General features: G+C 69.1%; 16 protein-coding genes. 5 read left to right on the forward strand and 11 right to left on the reverse strand.

Annotated elements, in window-relative coordinates; translation table 11 throughout:
• Positions 1-147: 147 nt before the first annotated feature.
• The 3 genes from DVK44_RS36320 to DVK44_RS12035 all read right to left on the reverse strand — a co-directional run bounded on the left by DVK44_RS36320 (position 148) and on the right by DVK44_RS12035 (position 1,518).
• On the reverse strand, positions 148-339 hold the full coding sequence (locus DVK44_RS36320; RefSeq protein WP_162793798.1) for a hypothetical protein: 192 nt from the start codon (positions 337-339) through the stop codon (positions 148-150).
• A gap of 106 nt (positions 340-445) precedes the next feature.
• On the reverse strand, positions 446-643 hold the full coding sequence (locus DVK44_RS12030; RefSeq protein WP_114659670.1) for a DUF397 domain-containing protein: 198 nt from the start codon (positions 641-643) through the stop codon (positions 446-448).
• Positions 640-1,518: a helix-turn-helix domain-containing protein gene (locus DVK44_RS12035; RefSeq protein ID WP_228447606.1), complete on the reverse strand. Its 879-nt coding sequence runs from the start codon at positions 1,516-1,518 to the stop codon at positions 640-642. The genes DVK44_RS12030 and DVK44_RS12035 overlap by 4 nt, the downstream gene beginning before the upstream one ends.
• Before the next feature lie 173 nt (positions 1,519-1,691).
• Here DVK44_RS12035 and DVK44_RS12040 point away from each other — a divergent pair, with 173 nt between their 5' ends.
• The 4 genes from DVK44_RS12040 (at position 1,692) to DVK44_RS12055 (ending at position 4,422) form a co-directional block, all read left to right on the forward strand.
• Complete coding sequence (locus tag DVK44_RS12040; protein WP_408055314.1) at positions 1,692-2,189, forward strand: ATP-binding protein; 498 nt, start codon at positions 1,692-1,694, stop codon at positions 2,187-2,189.
• Between the two features lie 551 nt (positions 2,190-2,740).
• Complete coding sequence (locus DVK44_RS12045; protein WP_114659671.1) at positions 2,741-3,676, forward strand: helix-turn-helix domain-containing protein; 936 nt, start codon at positions 2,741-2,743, stop codon at positions 3,674-3,676.
• Positions 3,677-3,754: 78 nt separating this feature from the next.
• Positions 3,755-4,003, forward strand: coding sequence for a type II toxin-antitoxin system VapB family antitoxin (locus tag DVK44_RS12050; RefSeq protein ID WP_114659672.1), 249 nt, complete (start codon positions 3,755-3,757; stop codon positions 4,001-4,003).
• Positions 4,004-4,005: 2 nt separating this feature from the next.
• On the forward strand, positions 4,006-4,422 hold the full coding sequence (locus DVK44_RS12055; protein ID WP_114659673.1) for a PIN domain-containing protein: 417 nt from the start codon (positions 4,006-4,008) through the stop codon (positions 4,420-4,422).
• Between the two features lie 224 nt (positions 4,423-4,646).
• Here the strand turns inward: DVK44_RS12055 and DVK44_RS12060 are convergent, their stop codons facing one another.
• Entirely contained in the window at positions 4,647-5,432 is a 786-nt protein-coding gene (locus DVK44_RS12060) for an NADPH-dependent F420 reductase (RefSeq protein WP_408055315.1), read from the reverse strand.
• A gap of 179 nt (positions 5,433-5,611) precedes the next feature.
• Between DVK44_RS12060 and DVK44_RS12065 the strand changes: the two genes are divergently transcribed.
• Positions 5,612-6,301, forward strand: coding sequence for a TetR/AcrR family transcriptional regulator (locus DVK44_RS12065; protein WP_114659675.1), 690 nt, complete (start codon positions 5,612-5,614; stop codon positions 6,299-6,301).
• Between the two features lie 20 nt (positions 6,302-6,321).
• Here DVK44_RS12065 and DVK44_RS12070 read toward each other — a convergent pair whose 3' ends face one another.
• The 7 genes from DVK44_RS12070 to fusA form a co-directional block, all read right to left on the reverse strand.
• Positions 6,322-8,754 (reverse strand): GH92 family glycosyl hydrolase, encoded by a 2,433-nt coding sequence (locus DVK44_RS12070; protein WP_408055394.1) that lies wholly within the window; start codon positions 8,752-8,754, stop codon positions 6,322-6,324.
• A gap of 209 nt (positions 8,755-8,963) precedes the next feature.
• Positions 8,964-10,688: a hypothetical protein gene (locus tag DVK44_RS12075; RefSeq protein ID WP_228447097.1), complete on the reverse strand. Its 1,725-nt coding sequence runs from the start codon at positions 10,686-10,688 to the stop codon at positions 8,964-8,966.
• 251 nt (positions 10,689-10,939) lie between these two features.
• Positions 10,940-13,309, reverse strand: coding sequence for a YncE family protein (locus DVK44_RS12080; protein ID WP_114659677.1), 2,370 nt, complete (start codon positions 13,307-13,309; stop codon positions 10,940-10,942).
• Entirely contained in the window at positions 13,306-13,872 is a 567-nt protein-coding gene (locus DVK44_RS12085; protein ID WP_114665075.1) for a hypothetical protein, read from the reverse strand. The genes DVK44_RS12080 and DVK44_RS12085 overlap by 4 nt, the downstream gene beginning before the upstream one ends.
• A 189-nt stretch (positions 13,873-14,061) precedes the next feature.
• On the reverse strand, positions 14,062-15,480 hold the full coding sequence (locus tag DVK44_RS12090) for a glycoside hydrolase family 43 protein (protein WP_114659678.1): 1,419 nt from the start codon (positions 15,478-15,480) through the stop codon (positions 14,062-14,064).
• A gap of 270 nt (positions 15,481-15,750) precedes the next feature.
• Positions 15,751-16,944: an elongation factor Tu gene (tuf, locus tag DVK44_RS12095; protein ID WP_114659679.1), complete on the reverse strand. Its 1,194-nt coding sequence runs from the start codon at positions 16,942-16,944 to the stop codon at positions 15,751-15,753.
• 150 nt (positions 16,945-17,094) lie between these two features.
• Positions 17,095-19,221 carry an elongation factor G gene (gene fusA / locus DVK44_RS12100; protein WP_114659680.1) on the reverse strand — a complete coding sequence of 709 codons (2,127 nt, stop codon included), beginning with the start codon at positions 19,219-19,221 and terminating at the stop codon, positions 17,095-17,097.
• Between the last annotated feature and the right edge of the window lie 23 nt (positions 19,222-19,244).

Consider the following 19,244-nt stretch of genomic DNA (forward strand, 5'->3'; position numbering starts at 1 on the left):
AGGCCCGCCGGGCGCAGCGGGACTGCCTCTCACCTAACAGCACCCATCAACGCACCGTCCAACAGGACAGGCGCACGGACACGAGTGCCGCTCTCCCGGGCTACTCACGGCTGCGGCTGGGCAGCTCGTCAGCGGGAACGAACCGACTCAGTTGACGGCGCGCACCACGAGCCGGACCACGGCCGCTATTCCTCGCCCGACCCACTCGATCCCTCCGCCCGGCACGACCAGGTCGCCGACCTCCGAGGCCACCTTCTCCGTGCGCTTTCCGGCGCGGCAGCGCGGGCAGGAGCGGGGCCAACTGCGCTTCTTCGTATCGCACTTCTTGCAAATCGCCATGGCCCCATTCTCAACTGCCGCCCCGCGCAGGCGGATCGACTGCGCGGGGTAGAAGCAGGTTCCCGATCTCCTCCTCGTGGTGTACGGGTCGTACGCCTCCGGGAGGTCAGCGCTCGGAGGCGTACGGGACGAAGGCGGCCCAGGCGGGGGCGGCGAAGCCGAGGTGGGGGCGGTGGGGGTTCTTGGAGTCGCGGACGTGGACGGTGGTGGGGCTGCCTGCGGCGGCTGCCACCTCGACGCAGTCGTTGTCGTTACTGCCGCTGTAGCTGCTCTTGAACCAGTTCAGCTCAGACTCGCGCGTCATGTCTCTCCCAGCACTTTCTCGATAAAGGCCAGCGACTCCCGTGGGCTGAGAGCCTGCGATCGGATGATCCCATATCGCATCTCAAGGATCTGAATGTCTTTCGGGTCGGAGAGCACCCGGGTGGTGAGCTGCCCCGACACATATCCCGCCGCGGAACCGTCCTTGAGTTTCAGCACTTGGAGCTCGCCGCCCATGCCTGCGTGGTCCTCTTGATCCGTCGGCATCACCTGGATCTCCACATGCAGCAACTTCCCTCTCTCCAGAAGGTGTTCGAGTTGTCGGCGCAATACCATTCTGCCCCCGATCGGCCGCCTCAGCGTGGCCTCTTCCTGGACAAAGGTGAGCGTGGTCACCGGCGTACGGTCGAAGATCTCCTGCCGTGCGATACGGGCGGCCACGTACCGCTCGCGGTCGTTCGGGGCGAAGGCCGGGCGCCGGACGTCGAAGAGCGCCCGCGCGTACTCTTCCGTCTGCAACAGACCGTGAAGATTGTGGTTGCCGTACGCTCCCAGCTCTACCGCCTCCGCCTCCAGCCTCGCCAGGTCCCGGATCTTCTTCGGATACCTCGCCTGCGCCACATCCACCTTCATCGCGGCGATCCTGCCGCCCGCCCTCAGCACCTTGTCCGCCTTGTCGAGGAACTCCGGTCTGGGGATGCGCTTACCCGCCTCCACCTTGTAGATCAGGTTCTCGCCGTACCCGATCTCCACCCCGAACTCCGCCTGACTCAGCCCCATCGCCGCCCGCCAGAGCTTGATCTGCCGGCCCACCGCCACCATGACGGCTCGCGAGTCGTCGTCCAGGTCGGCGGCATCCCAGTCGGGCTCGTCCGCGCCGTCCGTCGTGAAGTCCTTGGCCTTGCCGTCTGCACCCACTTCGTACACCTCCGGATTCGTGTCGTCATGGCTCAATCCCCGTACCCCCACTCAAGGTCACGGCCCGCGACCCGGACAGCGCCCTGACAGAAAGGCGCCCCGACTGTACACATCACCGTCCGTAAGGGGATGCTCACTGTTCAGGCTAGACATATCCGGCCACTCTGTGTGATGTGAACCAAGAAACCGTCGAGAGCGTCGACAGCGGCCACCTGCCGCTCACCCAATCCGCGCCGTACTCCGAGGAGTTCCGCGTCCAGTTCTCCTCCACCCGCAGAGGCGCCCGGCTGGCGCGGCTGCTGGCTGTGGAGCAACTGCGGTCGTGGGGACTGCCCTTCGAGGCGGCGGCGCACGTGGTGGCGGAGTTGGCGACGAACGCCGTGCAGCACGGCCGTACGCCCGGACGGGACTTCCGCTTGCGCCTGCTGCGGCCCGGGCCGGGGATGCTGCGGATCGAGGTGTCCGACTCGCAGGGCACCAGGCTCCCGGCGACCGGGCGGCGGCCGGTAGGGACGTACGAGGAGACGGGGCGCGGGCTCGCGCTGGTCGCGGCGTTGGCCGACCGGTGGGGCGTGACGTCCGGGCCGCCGCCGTGCAAGACGGTCTGGGCCGAGCTGAGCTTCACCGAGGCCGGGACCGGGGCCGAGGAGCGTGCGCCGTGGACACCGTAACCATGCGCGTCCTGTGGGGCGTTACGTCGATATCGCTCAGCCTCGTCGTCCTGGCCGCCGGCGTGCTGTACGCACACACGCAGAGCCCGGCGCGGGCCTTACCGCCGCCACCCCTCGAAGCCGAACAGGGCTACTCGTACACCTGCTACTGCCACCGCGACCCAGTCCACGTGACCGTACCCACACACCAACGCCCCCGCCTCCACGGCCGGGGCCACCGAAGCCCGGAAACACAGGCCCTGGCGGAACGGGCGTCGCGGCTGCGGGACGTCAAAAACCAAAGAACCTAGGTAAATAACCAACCCAACCCAACCAAACCCCGGGCAGGTCACCCACACGGGTGATCTCGCCCTGGACGGCTGGCTTTTGGTGCGTTCGGAGAGGCAGGCTCAGCCTCAACAACACCACACATGAGACGGCCCCCGGCCGGGACTGGCATCCCGATCCGAGGACCTGACCAGCAAGGAAGAAAAGGCTTCCCGATGGATGAGCAGCAGTTTAGTGCGCCCTCGCGGGCCCTTCAGGTAGTTCGCGGATCCGGCCGCGGCGGCGTGGCGAAGGTCCACCTGCCCCAGGACCCCGGCTACACGATCGTGGGCAACCACCTCGCCCAGCACGTCGAGTTGTCGTTCACCGCGATCGGCCTCGGCACACATATCCAGTCGTTGCCGGTGGGCGCGCCGGTGGACATCCGGACGCTGTCGGCTCGGCATCCGGAGGGGCGGGAACGGATCGCCGCCGCTTTACGGGAGCTGGAAGCCCACGGGTACATCGAGCGGCGCCGCGAACGGACCGACGACGGCCGGATCGTCAGCCTGACGATCTCGTACAACAACCCCGAGGCGGCCCGCGCCCGGCTGGCCCTCGAAGCGGCCCTGCCGACGGAGCCGCCGCCGCTTCAAGTGCAGCCGGAGGCGGCACCGGAAGCGGTACGGGAAGAGGCGCCGGAAGCGGTACGGGAAGCACCTCCGGAGACCGTAGAGGTACGCCCCGAGCCCGTACCGGCGGCCGAGGCACCCCCCGAAGCATCGCCCGCGCCCCCGCCCCCGCTCCCCGACGCGGAAGCCCACGACCCGGACCGCCGTCGCGCCGCGGCCGACCTCCTCGCCGGACTGCGCCGCGACGACCCCCGCCTCCTCCTCCCGGAACGGGACGTACGGCGGCTGGCGCCGGGCGTCGAAGCCTGGCTGGAGCGGGGCGCCACGCCGTACGCCGTACATCACGCGCTGACCGCAGCCCTGCCGCTCAACCTGCGCCACCCGGCGGCCCTCCTGGCCCACCGCCTGACCGCGCTGCTGCCACCCCCGCTGCCGCCCGCACTCGCGCTCCAGGCCGCGCCCGTGGGCGCCGTAACCGCTCCTCGCCCGCACCCGCTCCAGAACTGCGACCACTGCGACCGCGCCTACCGCGCCCCGGAACCGGGCACCTGCCAAGGCTGCACGGCAGCGGCACCGGCAGCGGTCGTGGCCCACCAGCAAGCAGCCTGAGCGACGTCACATCGCGACACGCGGAACATACAAAGCATCCACTACCTTTGTATGTAGCCAACATTACGGAGGCAGGCGATGTCCGCCACACAGATCGATATCGACGATGAAGCCCTCAAGGAAGCCATGCGACTCTCTGGCGCCAAGACCAAAAAGGAAATGGTCAACATCGCTCTCCGTGAGTACGCGGAACGCCGTCAGCGTACGGAGAAGCGGCTTCGTCACGTAGAAAATGCCCAGCACTGGGACGAGGACAGCTTCTGGCGGCGCCATGCGGCAGAGAAGGGCGCACTGGACAGCCCGCGTTCTCAGTCGGGGGCAGCCTGACCATGATCAGCTATCTCGCCGACTCCACTGCGGTCTGGCGTCTACGACGCAACCTGAAGCTGAATGACGCGTGGGGTCACGAACTCGATGAAGGCGCCATCGGTTCGTGCGCTCCACAGCGCACAGAGTTCCGGCAATCGGCTCGAAGCCTCGATGAATACGACCAGATGACGGCGATGTTCACCGACATCCACCCTGACGTACCTGTCCCCAAGCGGGCATGGCAGTGGATCGAGACAGCGCAATACCGACTCGCACAACGAGGCCAGCACCAGAGCCTGTCGGCGGTCGACTGGCTCATCTGCGCGACGGCGGCGCACCACGGGTTGGTTGTACTTCACGACGACCATGATTTTTCAGCTGCCGCACGCCTTCTCGACGACGTGACAGAGCGAAGTGTCTTCGCTCTGTCGGAGTGACAGGGCCCGGCCACCGAGCCCGCCGCCGAGCCGGGCCAGTGCGGCCACGCTCGGGGTGTTGCCCGGTTCCGCCGTGAACATCACGCAGCCGGCACGTCGACGCCGGGCAGCAGGGGCTGGCAGTACCAGGTCAGGACTCGCTCCGGATGGCGCAGACGCTAGCGCGGCGCCTGTACGTATACGAGGCGTACGTCATGTCGCGCCAACCGGGGGCGGACTCGGGGTCAGGCCACCACGCGATCGGCGGTGAGCTTGCGGGGGGTGTCGGCGAGGAGCGTGCGCAGCTGGGCTGCGGGCAGCGGGACGCCCTGATCGACCGGCGGCGGTGTCTGCGGCGCGGTGCCGGCGCGGAGGGCTTCGCTCAGCTGTGCCCAGAAGGCCCTCATGGCGTCGGGGTCGGCGGAGTACGGCAGCGCGTAGGGGTCGGTCTCCGGCTCGAAGCGCCAGCTTTCGGCCAGGGGGCCGGCGTCGACGGTGTCGAAGCCGAGCCGGCCGATCAGGTCGGACGCGCTCGCCTTGGCGTCGGGGTCGTCGCCGGAGATGGGCAGGGCGGATCGGTCGGCGGCGCCTGCGGGGCGGGCGAGGGCGGGGATGTGGTGGTCGCTGATGTTGTTGAACGCCTTGACGAGCTTCGCGCCGGCCAGGTGTTCCTGGACGAGTTCGCTGGTGGTGGTCTTGCCGGAGTCGAGGGCCTCGATGTGTCCGTCGCGCATCGGGTAGTAGTTGATCGTGTCGAGCACGACCTTGCCGGCCAGCGCGGTGACGGGAAGCTCCCGGAAGGGGGCGAGCGGGATGCTCACCACCACCCAGTCGCCCGCCCGTGCCGCCTCTTCCGGGGTCGCGGCGCGGGCCCGCTCGCCCAGCTCCGCCACGGTCTCGGCCAGGGTCTCGGGACCGCGTGAGTTGGACAGGACGACGTCGATCCCCGCCGCGACCGCGAGCCGGGCGATGCTCGTGCCGATGCTGCCGCTGCCGATGAAGCCAAGTGTTGCCATGAAAGGTCTCCTCATTTCGCGGACCGTGCGGTCCGTCCGCAGTCCGTCCGCAGTCCGTCCGCAGTCCGTAGGTGGCTCCGCAGGGGAGCAGGGCTCAACCCCTCGCACCACAAACGGAGCAATCGCTCCCCTTGAAGGTAACACAACCGGAGCAGACGCTCCGCAATGCCGGAGTTCCCCTGTACCCTGAACGCGTGACCCTCGCCGACCAGCCAACCCCCGTCCCCGACGGCGCCCCCGGGCAGCCCGCCAAGCGCGGCCGCCGCGCCGACGCCGAACGCAACCGCGCCGCGATCATGGAGGCGGCCGGCGCCGTCTTCGCCGAGCACGGCGGCACCGTCGACGTCCGGGAGATCGCCCGCCGCAGCGGCGTCGGCATGGGCACGCTGTACCGCCACTTCCCGACCAAGGACGACCTGCTCCTCACCGTCCTGGAGAAACAGTTCGGCTCCTGGCTCGCCGACGCCCACCAGCAGGCCACCGCCACCGAGGACCCCTGGCAGGCGCTGAGCGGGTTCTTCGAGCAGATGCTCACCACACAGGCCGGCAACCGCGCCGTCGTCGAGAGCTACACCACCCGAGGCGGCCCCACCGCCTCCTGCGCCCAGCGCTGCTACGCCTTCATCGACGAACTGCGCACCCGCTGCATGGACGCCGGCCTCCTGCGCCCCGACGTCACCACCGACGACCTGGTCCTGCTCAGCGGCTCCCTGAGCCAGGCCGTGCTGACCACCGCCGACAGCCGGCCGGGCCAGTGGCGCCGCCTCCTGCGTATCTCCCTCGACGGCCTCAGCAGCCGCAACACCGAACCACTGCCCGAGCCCGCGCCCTCGACGGAGCCCGAGCCCGAGCCGTCAACCTCGCCGGGGCGAAGCACATCCTGATACCCCGGCAGGTGAGCCACTCAGCGCGGCAGGCGCTCCGAAGCCGTCGCCCACGTGGTGTTCGGGTGGTCGGTCAGGCCGAAGGTGAGTGATCCGCCCTTCCGTACGAGCGAGCCGTCGACCCACGACGCGTCGTGCGTACGGCCGTTGAGCCGTACGGAGTCGATGTAGGGGTTGGCAGTCGACGCGGCCGGCGCGCTCACCGTGATCGCGCCTCGGCGGCCCGCCGGAGCGATCACCGCGCGCGGGAAGAGCGGGCTCGTCAGGAGCAGGTCGGCGCGGCCGGGGGTCTGGGGATAGATGCCGAGCGCGGCGAAGACGTACCAGGCGGACATGGTGCCGAGGTCGTCATTGCCGGGGAGGCCGGCGGGACCTGTGCCGTACACCGTGTTGACCAGTTCGCGCACCGTCTCCTGGGTCTTCCAGGGCTGCCCGAGCGCGTTGTAGAGCCAGGGCGCGTGGATGCCCGGCTCGTTGGTGGCGTCGTAACGGAGCGGGTCGCCGCCGCGCAGCGACCAGGAGCCGTCGGGCTTGTGGAAGAAGCCGTCCAGCCGCGCCGCCGCGATCTCGCGCCCGCCCATGGCGCCGGCCAGGCCCTGGACGTCCTGCGGCACCATCCAGGTGTACGTGGCCGATGTGCCCTGGGCGAAGCCGCGTTCGGAGGCGGGGTCGAAGGGGGTGACCCAGGAGCCGTCGAGGTTCCGGGCCTGGGCGTAACCAACGCCGTTGCCGGCGGCCGGGTTGAAGACATTGCTCCAGTAACCGCCGCGCTCCGCAAGCTCCTTGGCCTCGTCCTCACGGCCGAGGAGCTTCGCCCAGTGCGCGAGCGCCGAGTCCGCCACGGCGTCCTCCAGCGTCTCGGCGGCGCCGCCCCAGCAGTGGCACACGTCGTGGGCGGCGTAGTGGGAGTCGAGGTACTGGGCGAGGTTGGGGCGCTGGCCCTCGCACTGGCCGGGGCAGCCGGCGTCGGACAGGCCGTCCGGGTGCGGGACGGTGGCCTGGCGGTAGAGCGAGGCGTAGGCGCCTTCGACGTCGAAGTTACGGACGCCCATGGCGTAGAAGGTGGCCAGGGTCGCGGCCGTGGGGTCGCCGGTCATCACATGCGTCGCGCCGCTGATGTGCACCCAGCGGTCCCAGACGCCGCCGTTCTGGCGCGCGAAGTTGAACAGCGACTGCGCGAAGTCGCCCGCCACACGCGGTTCGAGGAGGGCGAGCAGCTGCACCTGGGCGCGGTACTGGTCCCAGCCGGAGAAGTTGCTGTACTGCGCGCCCTGCCCGCGTACGACGCGCCGCGTCTCGCCCATGGCGTCGGCCTTGTCGTCGGGATCGCCGCCCATTCCCGGGTAGCGGCCGTCACGGTCGCTGATCAGGTTGGGCTGCTGGAGCGCGTGGTAGAGCGCGGTGTAGAAGGTGGTGCGCTGCGCCTCGCTGCCGCCGCTGATCCGCACCCCGCGCAGCTTCCTGTCCCAGACGGCCCGCCCGGCCGCCGCGACATCGGCCGCGCTCGCGCGGGGGGCTATCTCGCCGCGCAGATTGGCCTCGGCACCGGCGAGGGAGACGTACGAGATGCCGAGCCGCATCCTGACATCGTTGTCGTCACGCGTGTCGAAGCTGACGTAACCACCGGAGCCGCGCCCCGCCCGGTCCGCGCCCGTGAGGTACCCCTCGCCGCCGCCGGCCGTCGTGGCGCCCGGCGAGAGCGTGCCGTCGCGCCAGGTGCCGACAGCGGAGAAGGCGCGGTCGAACGACGCGGTGAAGTGGAGGCGGTAGTAGCTCTTGCGGTTGTTCGAGCCGCCGTTGGCGCGCCTCCCGCAGAACGCGCCGGTCTCCACCCAGCCCGTCACCTTGCGGTTCTTGGCGTCGATGTCGATGTGCGCGTCCTTGCTGCCGTTGAGGGAGTTGGAGACGCGGAAGAGCAGATTGGCCGGCTGGTCGGCCGGGAAGGTGAAGTCCGCGACACCGGCCCGCTCGCTGACGGCGAGGTCGGTGCTGGCCCCGGAGTCCAGCTTCACGCGGTAACGCCCGGGCTCCGCCTTCTCGTTGGCGTGCGAGAAGCCCGACGCGTACTTCTGGTCCTTGGTGTCGGCCGTCGGCGAGGAGTCCACCTCCCCCACGAACGGCATGATCGGTACGTCCCCCGCCGCGCCCGGATGGCAGCCGGCGCCGTTGACATGCGTGAGGCTGAAGCCCCGGACGCGGGTCGTGTTGTACGAATAGCCGTTGGCGGCGGCGGTGTTGGTCTGGTCCCCGGCGGTGCTGGTCGGGGACCAGGCGATCATCCCGAAGGGCAGATTGGCCCCGGGGTACGTATTGCCGCCGTTCGACGACCCGATCAGCGGATCGACGTACGCGGAGGGACTGCCCACCTCACCCGCGTGTACGCCCGTAGCGCCCGCGACGGGAGTGGCGACGAGGAGCGGCGCGATCAGTCCCCCGACCACAACAGCCACCACACCCGCGCCCCCGCCGCCCGCGCCCCCGCCGGACCTGCCCGGTCCACTCCCGAACACCGCACTTCCCCTGGAAAACACACTCATCGTGGGCCTCAACCTCTCGTCAGCCGTGCTCAGTTGGAGATCGGCAGTGACGATAGGGGCGCCCGGCGATCCCCACCATGCCCCACGAGACACGAGTGATGAAGCTTGGATGAAGTCGCCACCGTCTAGTCGTCGTCGGCGGGGGCCGCGACCGTGGGAAGAGGGCACGTGAGCGGGAGGACCCGCTCGGTCAGCCGTCCCGTGAGGTGGGTCTCGGTGACCACGGCCTCGGCCAGCCAGTCCGCCGCCGTCAACCGCTCGATGAGACACGGCAGTTCATCGCGGTCAACAGCGCACGCGGACGCGAGGAAGTCCAGCGCGACGCCCTCGCCGGAGGAGCCGAGCCGGCCATTGGCACTGATCCGGGTGGCAAGCGTCAGGGCGAGCAGCCGGACGTCCGCGGGAGCCTTGCTCTTGCGGAGCTTCTTGTCCGAGATGACCCTCTGGGCCCATCCACTGAGCTTGGGCCGCATCTTCTTGCCGAAGACGAACGGGCCGGGCGCGTCCGGCTGGGGCGTGAGGGACGGGACGGTGACGGGGGTCGGGTTCTCCGGCCGGGAGACGACAAGGTCGTCCACCGTGCCGGGGATGCTCAGCCAGCCGCAGTCGATCAGCTCCGCCATCAACTGCTCCGGATCGCTCAGGCCAAGGGAGTTGAGGTCCTGCCCGACGAGATTGCCCGTGCCGCTGTGCGCGGCCCGCAGGGTCAGCATCACCACCAGCAGGCGTGCCTCCGGGCCGGGCAGCGGGGTGCTGTCGGTGACGTGGGCGAGGACGGACCGGGCGTGCTCCCACTGCGCGGCACCGGTCAGCAGGCGGGTCACACCCGACGGGTCCTCGCTCGACACGCCCGTACGGTGCTGATGCTGGAGGCGGGCGGCGGTGGCGGCCTGCTCGGCGCGCTGGGCGTCCAGCCGCAGGCCCGTGTCGCAGGTGGCGTCGGCCCAGGCAATGAAGGCGCGCGCCTTGCGCGCGTGGAGATCGGCGAGCAGCGCGAGGTCCGGCTCGCTGCGCCGCTGGTAGGCGCGGAAGAGATCGCCCAGCTCGATCAGCTCGTCGCGCAGGACGACGGGCCGCAGATCGTACGGAATGATCCGCTGCGCGATCTTCGGACGCCGGGGCCGACGCCGCCCGGGCCCGGGGACCGACGCGTCCCCGGACGCGGCGGGCCCAGGCGCGGGCCCAGGCGCGGGCGCAGAGCCGGACGCAGGCGCAGCCCCGGAGCCAAAGCCTGAGCCGGCAGCGGAGCCGGAAGTGGAGCCGGAAGCGGAAGCGGAAGCAGACACCGGCTGCGGAACGGGCGCCGTCGCACTGTGGGAGAACTGCGCGCTCGCGGGCAAGCCCGCCGGCCGCCCCTCAGCCGCCCGGACGCGGGCGGGAGCGGGCGCGGTACGGGAAACGGCGCCGGAAGCGGCCGAAACCTGCGCGGCAGTGGAGACGATCTTCGTACCGGGCGTGGCCGCCGCGCAGCGCGAACAGCACTCCAGCGCCTGCCACCACCGCCCCTCCCGGTCGCCGAGCACCGCCAGAACGACCGCGCCGCCGCACCGCCAGTGTTCGGCGCGCTCACCGCGATCGGCGGGCCGGACATGGCCGCGGCACCCCTCGGCCTTGCAGGCGCAGTACGCCTCGGCCCGAGGCGCGGCAGCGGCCCGGAGATGGGCCTTGAGGTGCTCCACCGCCGCCTCGCGCCCGGCCGCCGCGGACGGCAGCAGCCGCGCGGCACAGGAAGGCCGGCTGCACGAGACCCGCACCGCCACACTCCCCCGGCCAACGCCGTCCAGCCGCACCGTCCACCTGCGTCCCAGCACCCGTTCATCCAGCCCGCCGGCTGCCATGGCCTCCGTCATCCTGCCCACCTCCCCCGGTGTCCCCACCGTCCGTCACCGTCACGAACAACGGCCCCCACAGAGAGCCTCCCCCGCATCCGGTGTTCTGATCCACGGTTGTAAACGACTACCAGCCGTTCGAGTGACACCCCGGCGGAACATCTGGCTGGTTCTGAGCCAGAGGAGACCGATCGGACACCGTACGAAAGCGCCCGGCGCCCCTGGGGATTCGGGGCGCCGGGCTGGTTGAGGTGACGTGGTCGCCGCTCGGCTCAGCCGGCGGTGGAGGTACGGCGTCGCCGTACGAGGACCGCCGCCGCGCCCGCCAGGATCAGCAGGGCCGCGGTGCCGGCCAGCGGGAGTACGGAGCTGCCGGTGGAGGCGAGGCCGCCGCCGGTGCCGCCGATGGTGTCGACGCCCCCGGTGGTGTCCGAGCCGCCGACGGTTCCGCCGGAGGTGGAGGATCCGCTGGATCCGCCGGTGGCGGAGCCACCCGCAGTGGAGCCACCGGCCGTGCTGGTACCGCCGTCAGTGGTCGAACCACCGTCCGTAGAACCACCGTCGGTCCCACCATCAGTGGAGCCACCGTCGGTGGCACCCCCGTCCGTACCACCATCGGTCGACCCACCATCGGTCGAACCGCCGTCGGCACCCCCGTCAACGCCACCATCAGCGCCGCCGTCCGTGCTTCCGCCATCCGTACCGCCGTCCGTACTGCCCCCGTCCGTACTTCCCCCGTCCGTACCGCCTCCGTCCGTACTACCGCCGTCCGTACCGCCGTTGCCGCTACCCGCCTCGACCGTCAGCCGCGCCGCCGACGTACGCACGCTGCCGACCACGTTGCTGAAGACCGCGCGGTAGCGGTAGCCGTCGTGGGCCGCGCGGGCCGTGAAGGTGAGTTCCGGGGCGGCCGAGTCGGCGATGACGTTCCACGTCTGGCCGTCGTCCGGGCTGACCTCCCAGAGCGCCACCGGCGCCGGGGTCGCGTCGGCGGCGGCCGTCAGGGCCACCTCCGTGCCGGCCTCGACCGTGGTGTCCTCGGGAGCCCGGGTCACCTTCGGGGAGACCTGCCGGGCGATCTGGTGGACCTTGCCGTCGGCCAGCGCGTACGCGGTGTGCCGAGGGCCGTCCAGGGCCAACGCCGAAGGACTGCCCGGGAGTTCGATCGGGTCAAGGATCTCCGGAGCGTCCCCGGCCATGTCGACCACGGCGACCGCCGTGCTGTTCAGCCGGCCCGCGTACAGCGTCTTCGTCTCCGCGTCGAACGCCAGGAACTTCGGCGCGCCGCCGACCGGGATCGTACCGGTGACCTCGCCCGCGGCCAGGTCGACGACCGAGACCGTACCGGCCGCGATATTGCCCACGTACGCCGTCCGCGTCGTCGGGTCGACGGCCACGCCCTGGCTGCCGAGGGCGGTGGTGCCGATGCTGACCGTGGAGGTCAGGGTGGCGGTCTCGCCGTCGATGGCTTCGAGGTTGTTGGCGAAGGTGTACGTGCCGTTGACGACCGCGCCGCCGACGTAGACCGCGTACCCGATGTGGTGCACGGGGTCGACCGTCAGCCCGTACGGCGCGAAGGGCAGCGCGACCGGCGCGCCGACCGCCTGCCGGGACTCCGTGTCGTACACGAGCACCGATTTGGCGTTGGAGACGGCGACGTAGAGCCGCTTGCCGGCCGGGTCGAGGGCCATCAGCCCGACGTTGCCCGGGACGGCGATCGGCTCGCCGACCGCCTCGCCCGTACGGGAGTTGACGACGGCGACCGCGTTCGACCGGGGTACGTAGAGCAGCCCGGCGTCCGGGTCCACCGCCATGGTGGCGGCGGTGGCGGTGCCGGGGCCGGCCAGCGGGTCACCGGCCGGCTCACCGGTCTCCGGGTCGTACGTGGTGAGGCCGCGCGCCTCGCTGACGTGGACGCTCCCGGACGCCGAGTCGACGGCGAAGGCCGCGGGGCCGGTGCCGAACGAGCGGGTCAGCGCGTGCCGTACGGTCCCCTCGGGGACCTCGGGGGTGGGCTCCTCGTTGCCGTCACCGTCGCCCGTACCGAAGGTGACCGGGACGATCACGTCCTGGGCGCGCTCGGTGATGTGCGTGTGGTCGGCCTTGGTGACGACGGCGCAGCGGACCTGGGTGCAGTCGATCTCCGCGTCCTGCGCCTTGACGGTGAGCTGGAGTTCGAACCCGCCCTTGCCGTCCGCCTGTTGGGTGAAGGGCTTGACCATCTCCACCGCGTAGGGCGGCGGGTTGCTGGAGATCCAGTACGAGGATCCCGACGAGCCGGTCGTGTCGGCGCCGCCGAGGCAGGGGGTGGGCTCCTTGCCGGTCTCGGGGACGACGCAGAAGGCGAGGTAGACGCCCTTGTCGAGGGCGTAACCGGAGCCGGTGACGGTGACGGTGGCGCCCTTGGGGGCGAGGCCCTCGGTGGCGGAGACGGTCAGGGTCTGACCGGTGGGCCCCGTACCACTACCGGGAACAGCCGCAACAGCCGCTCCCGTAGAGGCCGTTACGGCCGTTCCCGCAACGGCCACCGCCGCGACGGGCGCCGCACCGGTGACTCCGGTGATCAGCAGACCCGCCGCGGCGGTGGCCGCGAGAAGACGGCCTCTTTTGGAGAGATGTCTTTTCGGGAGAAGTGAACTCACTGGAAGGTCACCGGCACATAGACGTCGTAGTCACGGTTGTTGGAGTCGAAGTGGTCGGCGCGCGTGACGATGGCGCACTTCACACCGTTCTGGCCACAGGTGACACCGGAGGCGATGTTCGGGTTGACGTGGATCGGCACGGAGAAGCTGCCACGTCCACTGACATTGGTGTACGGGGACGCGTTGGAGCCCGCCAGCCAGTACCAGTCGCTGTTGATCCAGTGCGAGGCGCCGGTGGTGCCGGACTCGTCCTGGCCACCGAGACACGGCGTGGGCTTGGCGGTGAAGGTGCTGGAGTCGTTGGTGTCGACGCCGTCGGGGATGACGCAGAGGCTGACGTAGATCCCCTTGGCGGTGTTGTAGCCGCTGCCCGTGACCGTGACGTTCTCGCCCGCGGCGGCCAGGGTGCTGGGCGCGGTGACCGAGAGGTTGTACGTGTTCGTACCGACGGTGACCGTACGGCCGGCGGTCGCGGCGGACGCGGAGCCCGCGAGACCGACGGTGAGCGCGGTGGCGGCGAGGCCGGCGAGGGCGGTACGGGCGAGGAGAGCGGTTGGACGCATGAAGAAGGACACCTTTCGACACGTTGACGAGCAAGCTCGCCGCGGAGGCAAGCTTAGGTAAGGCATACCTAAGTATAAGATCGGCAAAGCGTCAACACCCTTCCGCCACCGACCTCTTGAACAACCGCTCCGAACCGCCCTCCGAGCAACCCCTCCAAACAGCCCCCGCCCCTCCCCCGCCCCTCCCTCTCAGTAACCGACGGAGAAGGTCGCGTCGGCCAGCTCCGTAGCGGTCGACACCGGGTCGATCCGCAACACGCTGTCGACGTGCCGGATGTAGCGCGTCGGGAAGTTGTACGAGCGGAAGGACGCCCAGGAGGAGTCGGCCAGCCCGGCGGTGCGGTGGAACGTGGCGTCGGCGGCGAACGCCGAGGTGCCGTCGTTCTCGTCCAGCCGCAGGTTGTAGCTGTAGTGCCGCAGATAGCGGGCCGGGTAGTTGACCGACTGGAAGGACACACCCGCGCTGTCGGCGAGCCCCGGCACGAGCTTCCACTGCGCGTCCGTGTACGGGTCGAACGGGTACGGGTCGATCCGGCCGACGAAGCCGGAGTGCCGGACGTAACGGCCGGGATAGTTGTACGACTTCAGCCGGTTCCAGGCCGGACTGCCCCACCGCGCGACGAGGTTGGTGTACTCCGCCGCGGTGATCGTCGCGATCGTACAGTGCTTGGAGTTGACCGGCTGTGTGTAGAGGCGCTGGTTGACGGCGGTCCAGGTGCCGGCCGCGAGGTCATTGCTCTGCCAGGCGTAGAACACACCGTTGGGCGTGTATGTGTCGCCCCACAGGTACCAGGTGCCGGACGTGAGGGATTTCACCAGCGTCGGCCCCTCGGTGCCGCCCTGCGCGGCCGGTGTGCTGAAGGGGGTGAAGCTGCCGGGGGTGAGGGTGGTGGAGCGCGCGCCGACGAGCGCCTGATTCCTCTTGTAGTACAGGTAGTTGACGCCGTTGACGCCCACGGCGAGGTTGCCGTCGATGACGTCGTAACCGGGATCGAAGAAAACCTGCGGCTCCGAGGCCGTACGGAAGTCGGTGGTGTAGTTGACCATGATCACGTTGTGGCCGCTGGAGTTCACCGACGAGTAGATGACCCCGTACTGCCCGCGCCCCGCGTCCCAGAACGCCTCGGGCGCCCAGCTGTGGGTGACCATGTCGTGCAGCTTCAGCAGCCGGTAGCCGGTGAAGGTGCGGAGGTCGGCGGAGTCCCAGACATGGATGTACTGACTGTTGCGGCTCCAGTCGGTGCCCTTGAGGTCGGTGGCGATGACGATGAAGGTGCCGTCCTGCCTCCGCATGATGAACGGATCCCGCAGCCCGGCGGCGCCCGCGGTGGGGACGACCACGGGGTTGTTCTGGTTGAGCGGCATCCACTGGAGGCCGTCGGTGCTGACGGCCAGATGGAGCCCGTAGTCGTCACCCAGCCCGTTCGGCGACTCGGTGAAGTAGCCCATGACATAGGCCGAGTCCGCGGCATACGCGGCTCCCGCCCCCACGCTCAGCACCCCGGCCATGGCCAACGGCACAGCCGCCGCCGCACCGAGCACCGCTCGCCGCGAGGGCCGGGCTCCACCACCGGGAAGGGGACTTGAGGGACTTACGCTCGCACTCATCTGCGCTCCAGGGTCCGAAGGTCCATGCGGGGACGTGCGGGAAACAGCTGACCGATGACCGATATCTCGAACACGGTTCGGCAAACCGATCAGAAGGTAGGCGCATGGCGTGTTCGCGTCAATCATTCGGACACATCTCGACACTCCAGCACCACAACGCAAAGAGCCCCGCCCACCGTCCGCAAAGACAGTGCACGGGGCCCTTCAAGCCGCTCCGAGGAGCGACCACTACTGCTACCAGGCCGGATCGGACCCGATCGTCAAGGACGATCAGACGTTGATCTTGGTGACCTGGCCGGCGCCGACGGTCCGGCCACCCTCACGGATGGCGAACTTGAGGCCCTCCTCCATGGCGACCGGCTGGATCAGGTTGACCGTCATGACGGTGTTGTCGCCCGGCATGACCATCTCGGTGCCCTCGGGAAGGGTCACCACGCCCGTTACGTCCGTGGTACGGAAGTAGAACTGCGGGCGGTAGTTGTTGAAGAACGGGGTGTGACGGCCACCCTCGTCCTTCGACAGGATGTAGGCCTGGGCCTCGAACTCGGTGTGCGGCGTGACCGAACCGGGCTTGATGATGACCTGGCCGCGCTCGACGTCCTCGCGCTTGATGCCACGGAGGAGCAGACCGACGTTCTCACCGGCCTGGCCCTCGTCGAGCAGCTTGCGGAACATCTCGATGCCGGTGACCGTGGTGGTGGTCTTCTCCTGCTTGATGCCCACGATGTCAACGGTCTCGTTGACCTTGAGGACACCACGCTCGATACGACCGGTGACGACGGTGCCACGACCGGTGATCGTGAAGACGTCCTCGATCGGCATCAGGAACGGCTTGTCGACGTCGCGCTCGGGCTGCGGGATCGCCTCGTCGACGGCGGCCATCAGGTCGAGGACCGTCTGGCCCCACTCCTTGTCGCCCTCAAGGGCCTTGAGCGCCGAGACCTTGACGACCGGAAGGTCGTCGCCCGGGAACTCGTACTCGGAGAGCAGCTCACGGACCTCGAGCTCGACGAGCTCAAGGATCTCCTCGTCGTCCACCATGTCGGCCTTGTTCAGCGCGACAACGATGTACGGCACGCCGACCTGGCGGGCCAGGAGCACGTGCTCCTTGGTCTGCGGCATCGGGCCGTCGGTGGCCGCGACCACGAGGATGGCGCCGTCCATCTGCGCCGCACCCGTGATCATGTTCTTGATGTAGTCCGCGTGACCCGGGCAGTCGACGTGCGCGTAGTGACGCGACTCCGTCTGGTACTCGACGTGCGCGATCGAGATCGTAATACCGCGCTGGCGCTCCTCGGGAGCCTTGTCGATCTGGTCGAAGGCCGAGGCCTCGTTCAGGTCCGGGTACGCGTCGTGCAGCACCTTGGTAATGGCGGCCGTGAGGGTCGTCTTACCGTGGTCAATGTGACCGATGGTGCCGATGTTGACGTGCGGCTTAGTCCGCTCGAACTTCGCCTTCGCCACTGGGTCCTCCTGGAGTGGTTCTGTACGCCTTACTCATCGGCGCCAGGTGATCTTTGCTGGGATGCCGGGGCCCTGCGTATCCCCCACCGCGATGCGGCGGGGATACCCCAGGACTTCCGGTGACAAGCCTAAAGCGTGGACTCGGAAGAGTTACTCGCCCTTGGCCTTCGCGATGATCTCCTCGGCGACGTTCCGGGGAACCTCGGCGTAGGAGTCGAACTGCATCGAGTAACTTGCGCGACCCGAGGTCTTGCTGCGGAGGTCTCCGACGTAGCCGAACATCTCCGACAGCGGCACCAGGCCCTTGACGACCTTGGCGTTGGACCGGTCCTCCATGGCCTGGATCTGGCCACGGCGGGAGTTGATGTCGCCGATCACATCGCCCATGTAGTCCTCGGGCGTGGTGACCTCTACGGACATCATCGGCTCAAGGAGTACGGGAGAGGCCCTGCGGGCACCCTCCTTGAACGCCTGCGAACCGGCGATCTTGAAGGCCAGCTCCGAGGAGTCGACCTCGTGGTAACCACCGTCGAGCAGCGTGATGCGCACACCGGTCATCTCGTAGCCCGCGAGGATGCCGAACTGCATGGCCTCCTGCGCGCCGGCGTCCACCGAAGGGATGTACTCCTTCGGGATACGTCCACCGGTGACCTTGTTCACGAACTCGTACGAGGTGTCGCCACCCTCGATGGGCTCGATCATGATCTGCACCTTGGCGAACTGCCCGGTGCCACCGGTCTGCTTCTTGTGGGTGTAGTCCACACGCTCGACGGTCTTACGGATCGTCTCACGGTAAGCGACCTGCGGCTTGCCGACGTTCGCCTCGACCTTGAACTCGCGGCGCATCCGGTCGACCAGCACCTCAAGGTGAAGCTCGCCCATACCGCCGATGACGGTCTGGCCGGTCTCCTCGTTGCTGTGCACCTGGAAGGAGGGGTCCTCCTCCGCGAGGGACTGGATGGCGACACCCAGCTTCTCCTGGTCGCCCTTGGACTTGGGCTCGATCGCGACCTCGATCACCGGGGCCGGGAAGTCCATGGACTCCAGGATCACCTGGTTCTTGTCGTCGCACAGCGTCTCACCGGTGGTGGTCTGCTTCAGGCCCATGACGGCGACGATGTCACCGGCGCCCGCCGACTCGATCTCCTCACGCTTGTTCGCGTGCATACGGTAGATCTTGCCGATGCGCTCCTTGCGGCCCTTCACGGAGTTCAGCACCGCGGTGCCGGACTCCAGCAGGCCGGAGTACACCCGGATGAAGGTGAGCTTGCCCAGGTGCGGGTCGCGCATGATCTTGAAGGCCAGCGCGGCCAGCGGCTCGTCGACGGACGGCTTGCGCTTGACGACCAGCTCGGGGTCCTTCACGTCGTGGCCCTCGATGGCCTCGACGTCGAGCGGGGTCGGCAGGTAGCGCACGACCGCGTCGAGCAGGGGCTGGACGCCCTTGTTCTTGAACGCGGTGCCACAGAACACCGGGGTGACCGTGGTGCCGCCGGCCTTGCCGGAGGCGATGGTGATACGACGGATCGCCGCGTAGAGCTGCTCCACGGAGGGCTCGGTGCCCTCCAGGTACAGCTCCATCAACTCGTCGTCGTTCTCCGAGACGGTCTCCAGCAGCGTCGCGCGCCACTCCTCGGCCGCCTCGGTGTGCGTGTCCGGGATGTCGACGACGTCGTACATCTCGCCCTTGGCGGCCTCGGCGGACCAGACAAAGGCTTTCATCGTCACGAGGTCGACGACACCCTTGAAGTCGGCCTCGGCACCGATCGGAAGCTGCATGACGATCGGAACCGCGCCAAGGCGGTCCTTGATCATGTCGACGCAGCGGTGGAACTCCGCGCCGGTCCGGTCGAGCTTGTTGACGAAGCAGATACGGGGCACGCCGTAACGGTCGGCCTGGCGCCATACCGTCTCGGACTGCGGCTCCACACCGGCGACACCGTCGAACACGGTGACGGCACCGTCGAGGACGCGGAGCGAACGCTCCACCTCGACCGTGAAGTCCACGTGACCCGGGGTGTCGATGATGTTGATGGTGTGGTCGACGTCGTCGAGCGGCCAGTGACAGGTCGTCGCGGCAGACGTGATCGTGATGCCGCGCTCCTGCTCCTGCTCCATCCAGTCCATCGTGGCAGCGCCGTCGTGGACCTCACCGATCTTGTAGCTCACACCGGTGTAAAACAGGATGCGCTCGGTGGTCGTCGTCTTGCCCGCGTCGATGTGGGCCATGATCCCGATGTTGCGGACCTTGGCCAGGTCAAGCGAAGTGGTGGCCATAAGGCTCAATCTTCTCTCGGTCT

It is taken from the genome of Streptomyces paludis, assembly GCF_003344965.1.
Taxonomy (GTDB): domain Bacteria; phylum Actinomycetota; class Actinomycetes; order Streptomycetales; family Streptomycetaceae; genus Streptomyces; species Streptomyces paludis.

Coding starts and splice junctions, on each gene's coding strand:
- DVK44_RS36320 (WP_162793798.1), bottom strand. CDS start 339: ATGGCGATTTGCAAGAAGTGCGATACGAAGAAGCGCAGTTGGCCCCGC.
- DVK44_RS12030 (WP_114659670.1), bottom strand. CDS start 643: ATGACGCGCGAGTCTGAGCTGAACTGGTTCAAGAGCAGCTACAGCGGC.
- DVK44_RS12050 (WP_114659672.1), top strand. CDS start 3,755: ATGTCCGCCACACAGATCGATATCGACGATGAAGCCCTCAAGGAAGCC.
- DVK44_RS12055 (WP_114659673.1), top strand. CDS start 4,006: ATGATCAGCTATCTCGCCGACTCCACTGCGGTCTGGCGTCTACGACGC.
- DVK44_RS12060 (WP_408055315.1), bottom strand. CDS start 5,432: ATGAGGAGACCTTTCATGGCAACACTTGGCTTCATCGGCAGCGGCAGC.
- DVK44_RS12075 (WP_228447097.1), bottom strand. CDS start 10,688: ATGACGGAGGCCATGGCAGCCGGCGGGCTGGATGAACGGGTGCTGGGA.
- DVK44_RS12085 (WP_114665075.1), bottom strand. CDS start 13,872: ATGCGTCCAACCGCTCTCCTCGCCCGTACCGCCCTCGCCGGCCTCGCC.
- DVK44_RS12090 (WP_114659678.1), bottom strand. CDS start 15,480: ATGAGTGCGAGCGTAAGTCCCTCAAGTCCCCTTCCCGGTGGTGGAGCC.
- fusA (WP_114659680.1), bottom strand. CDS start 19,221: ATGGCCACCACTTCGCTTGACCTGGCCAAGGTCCGCAACATCGGGATC.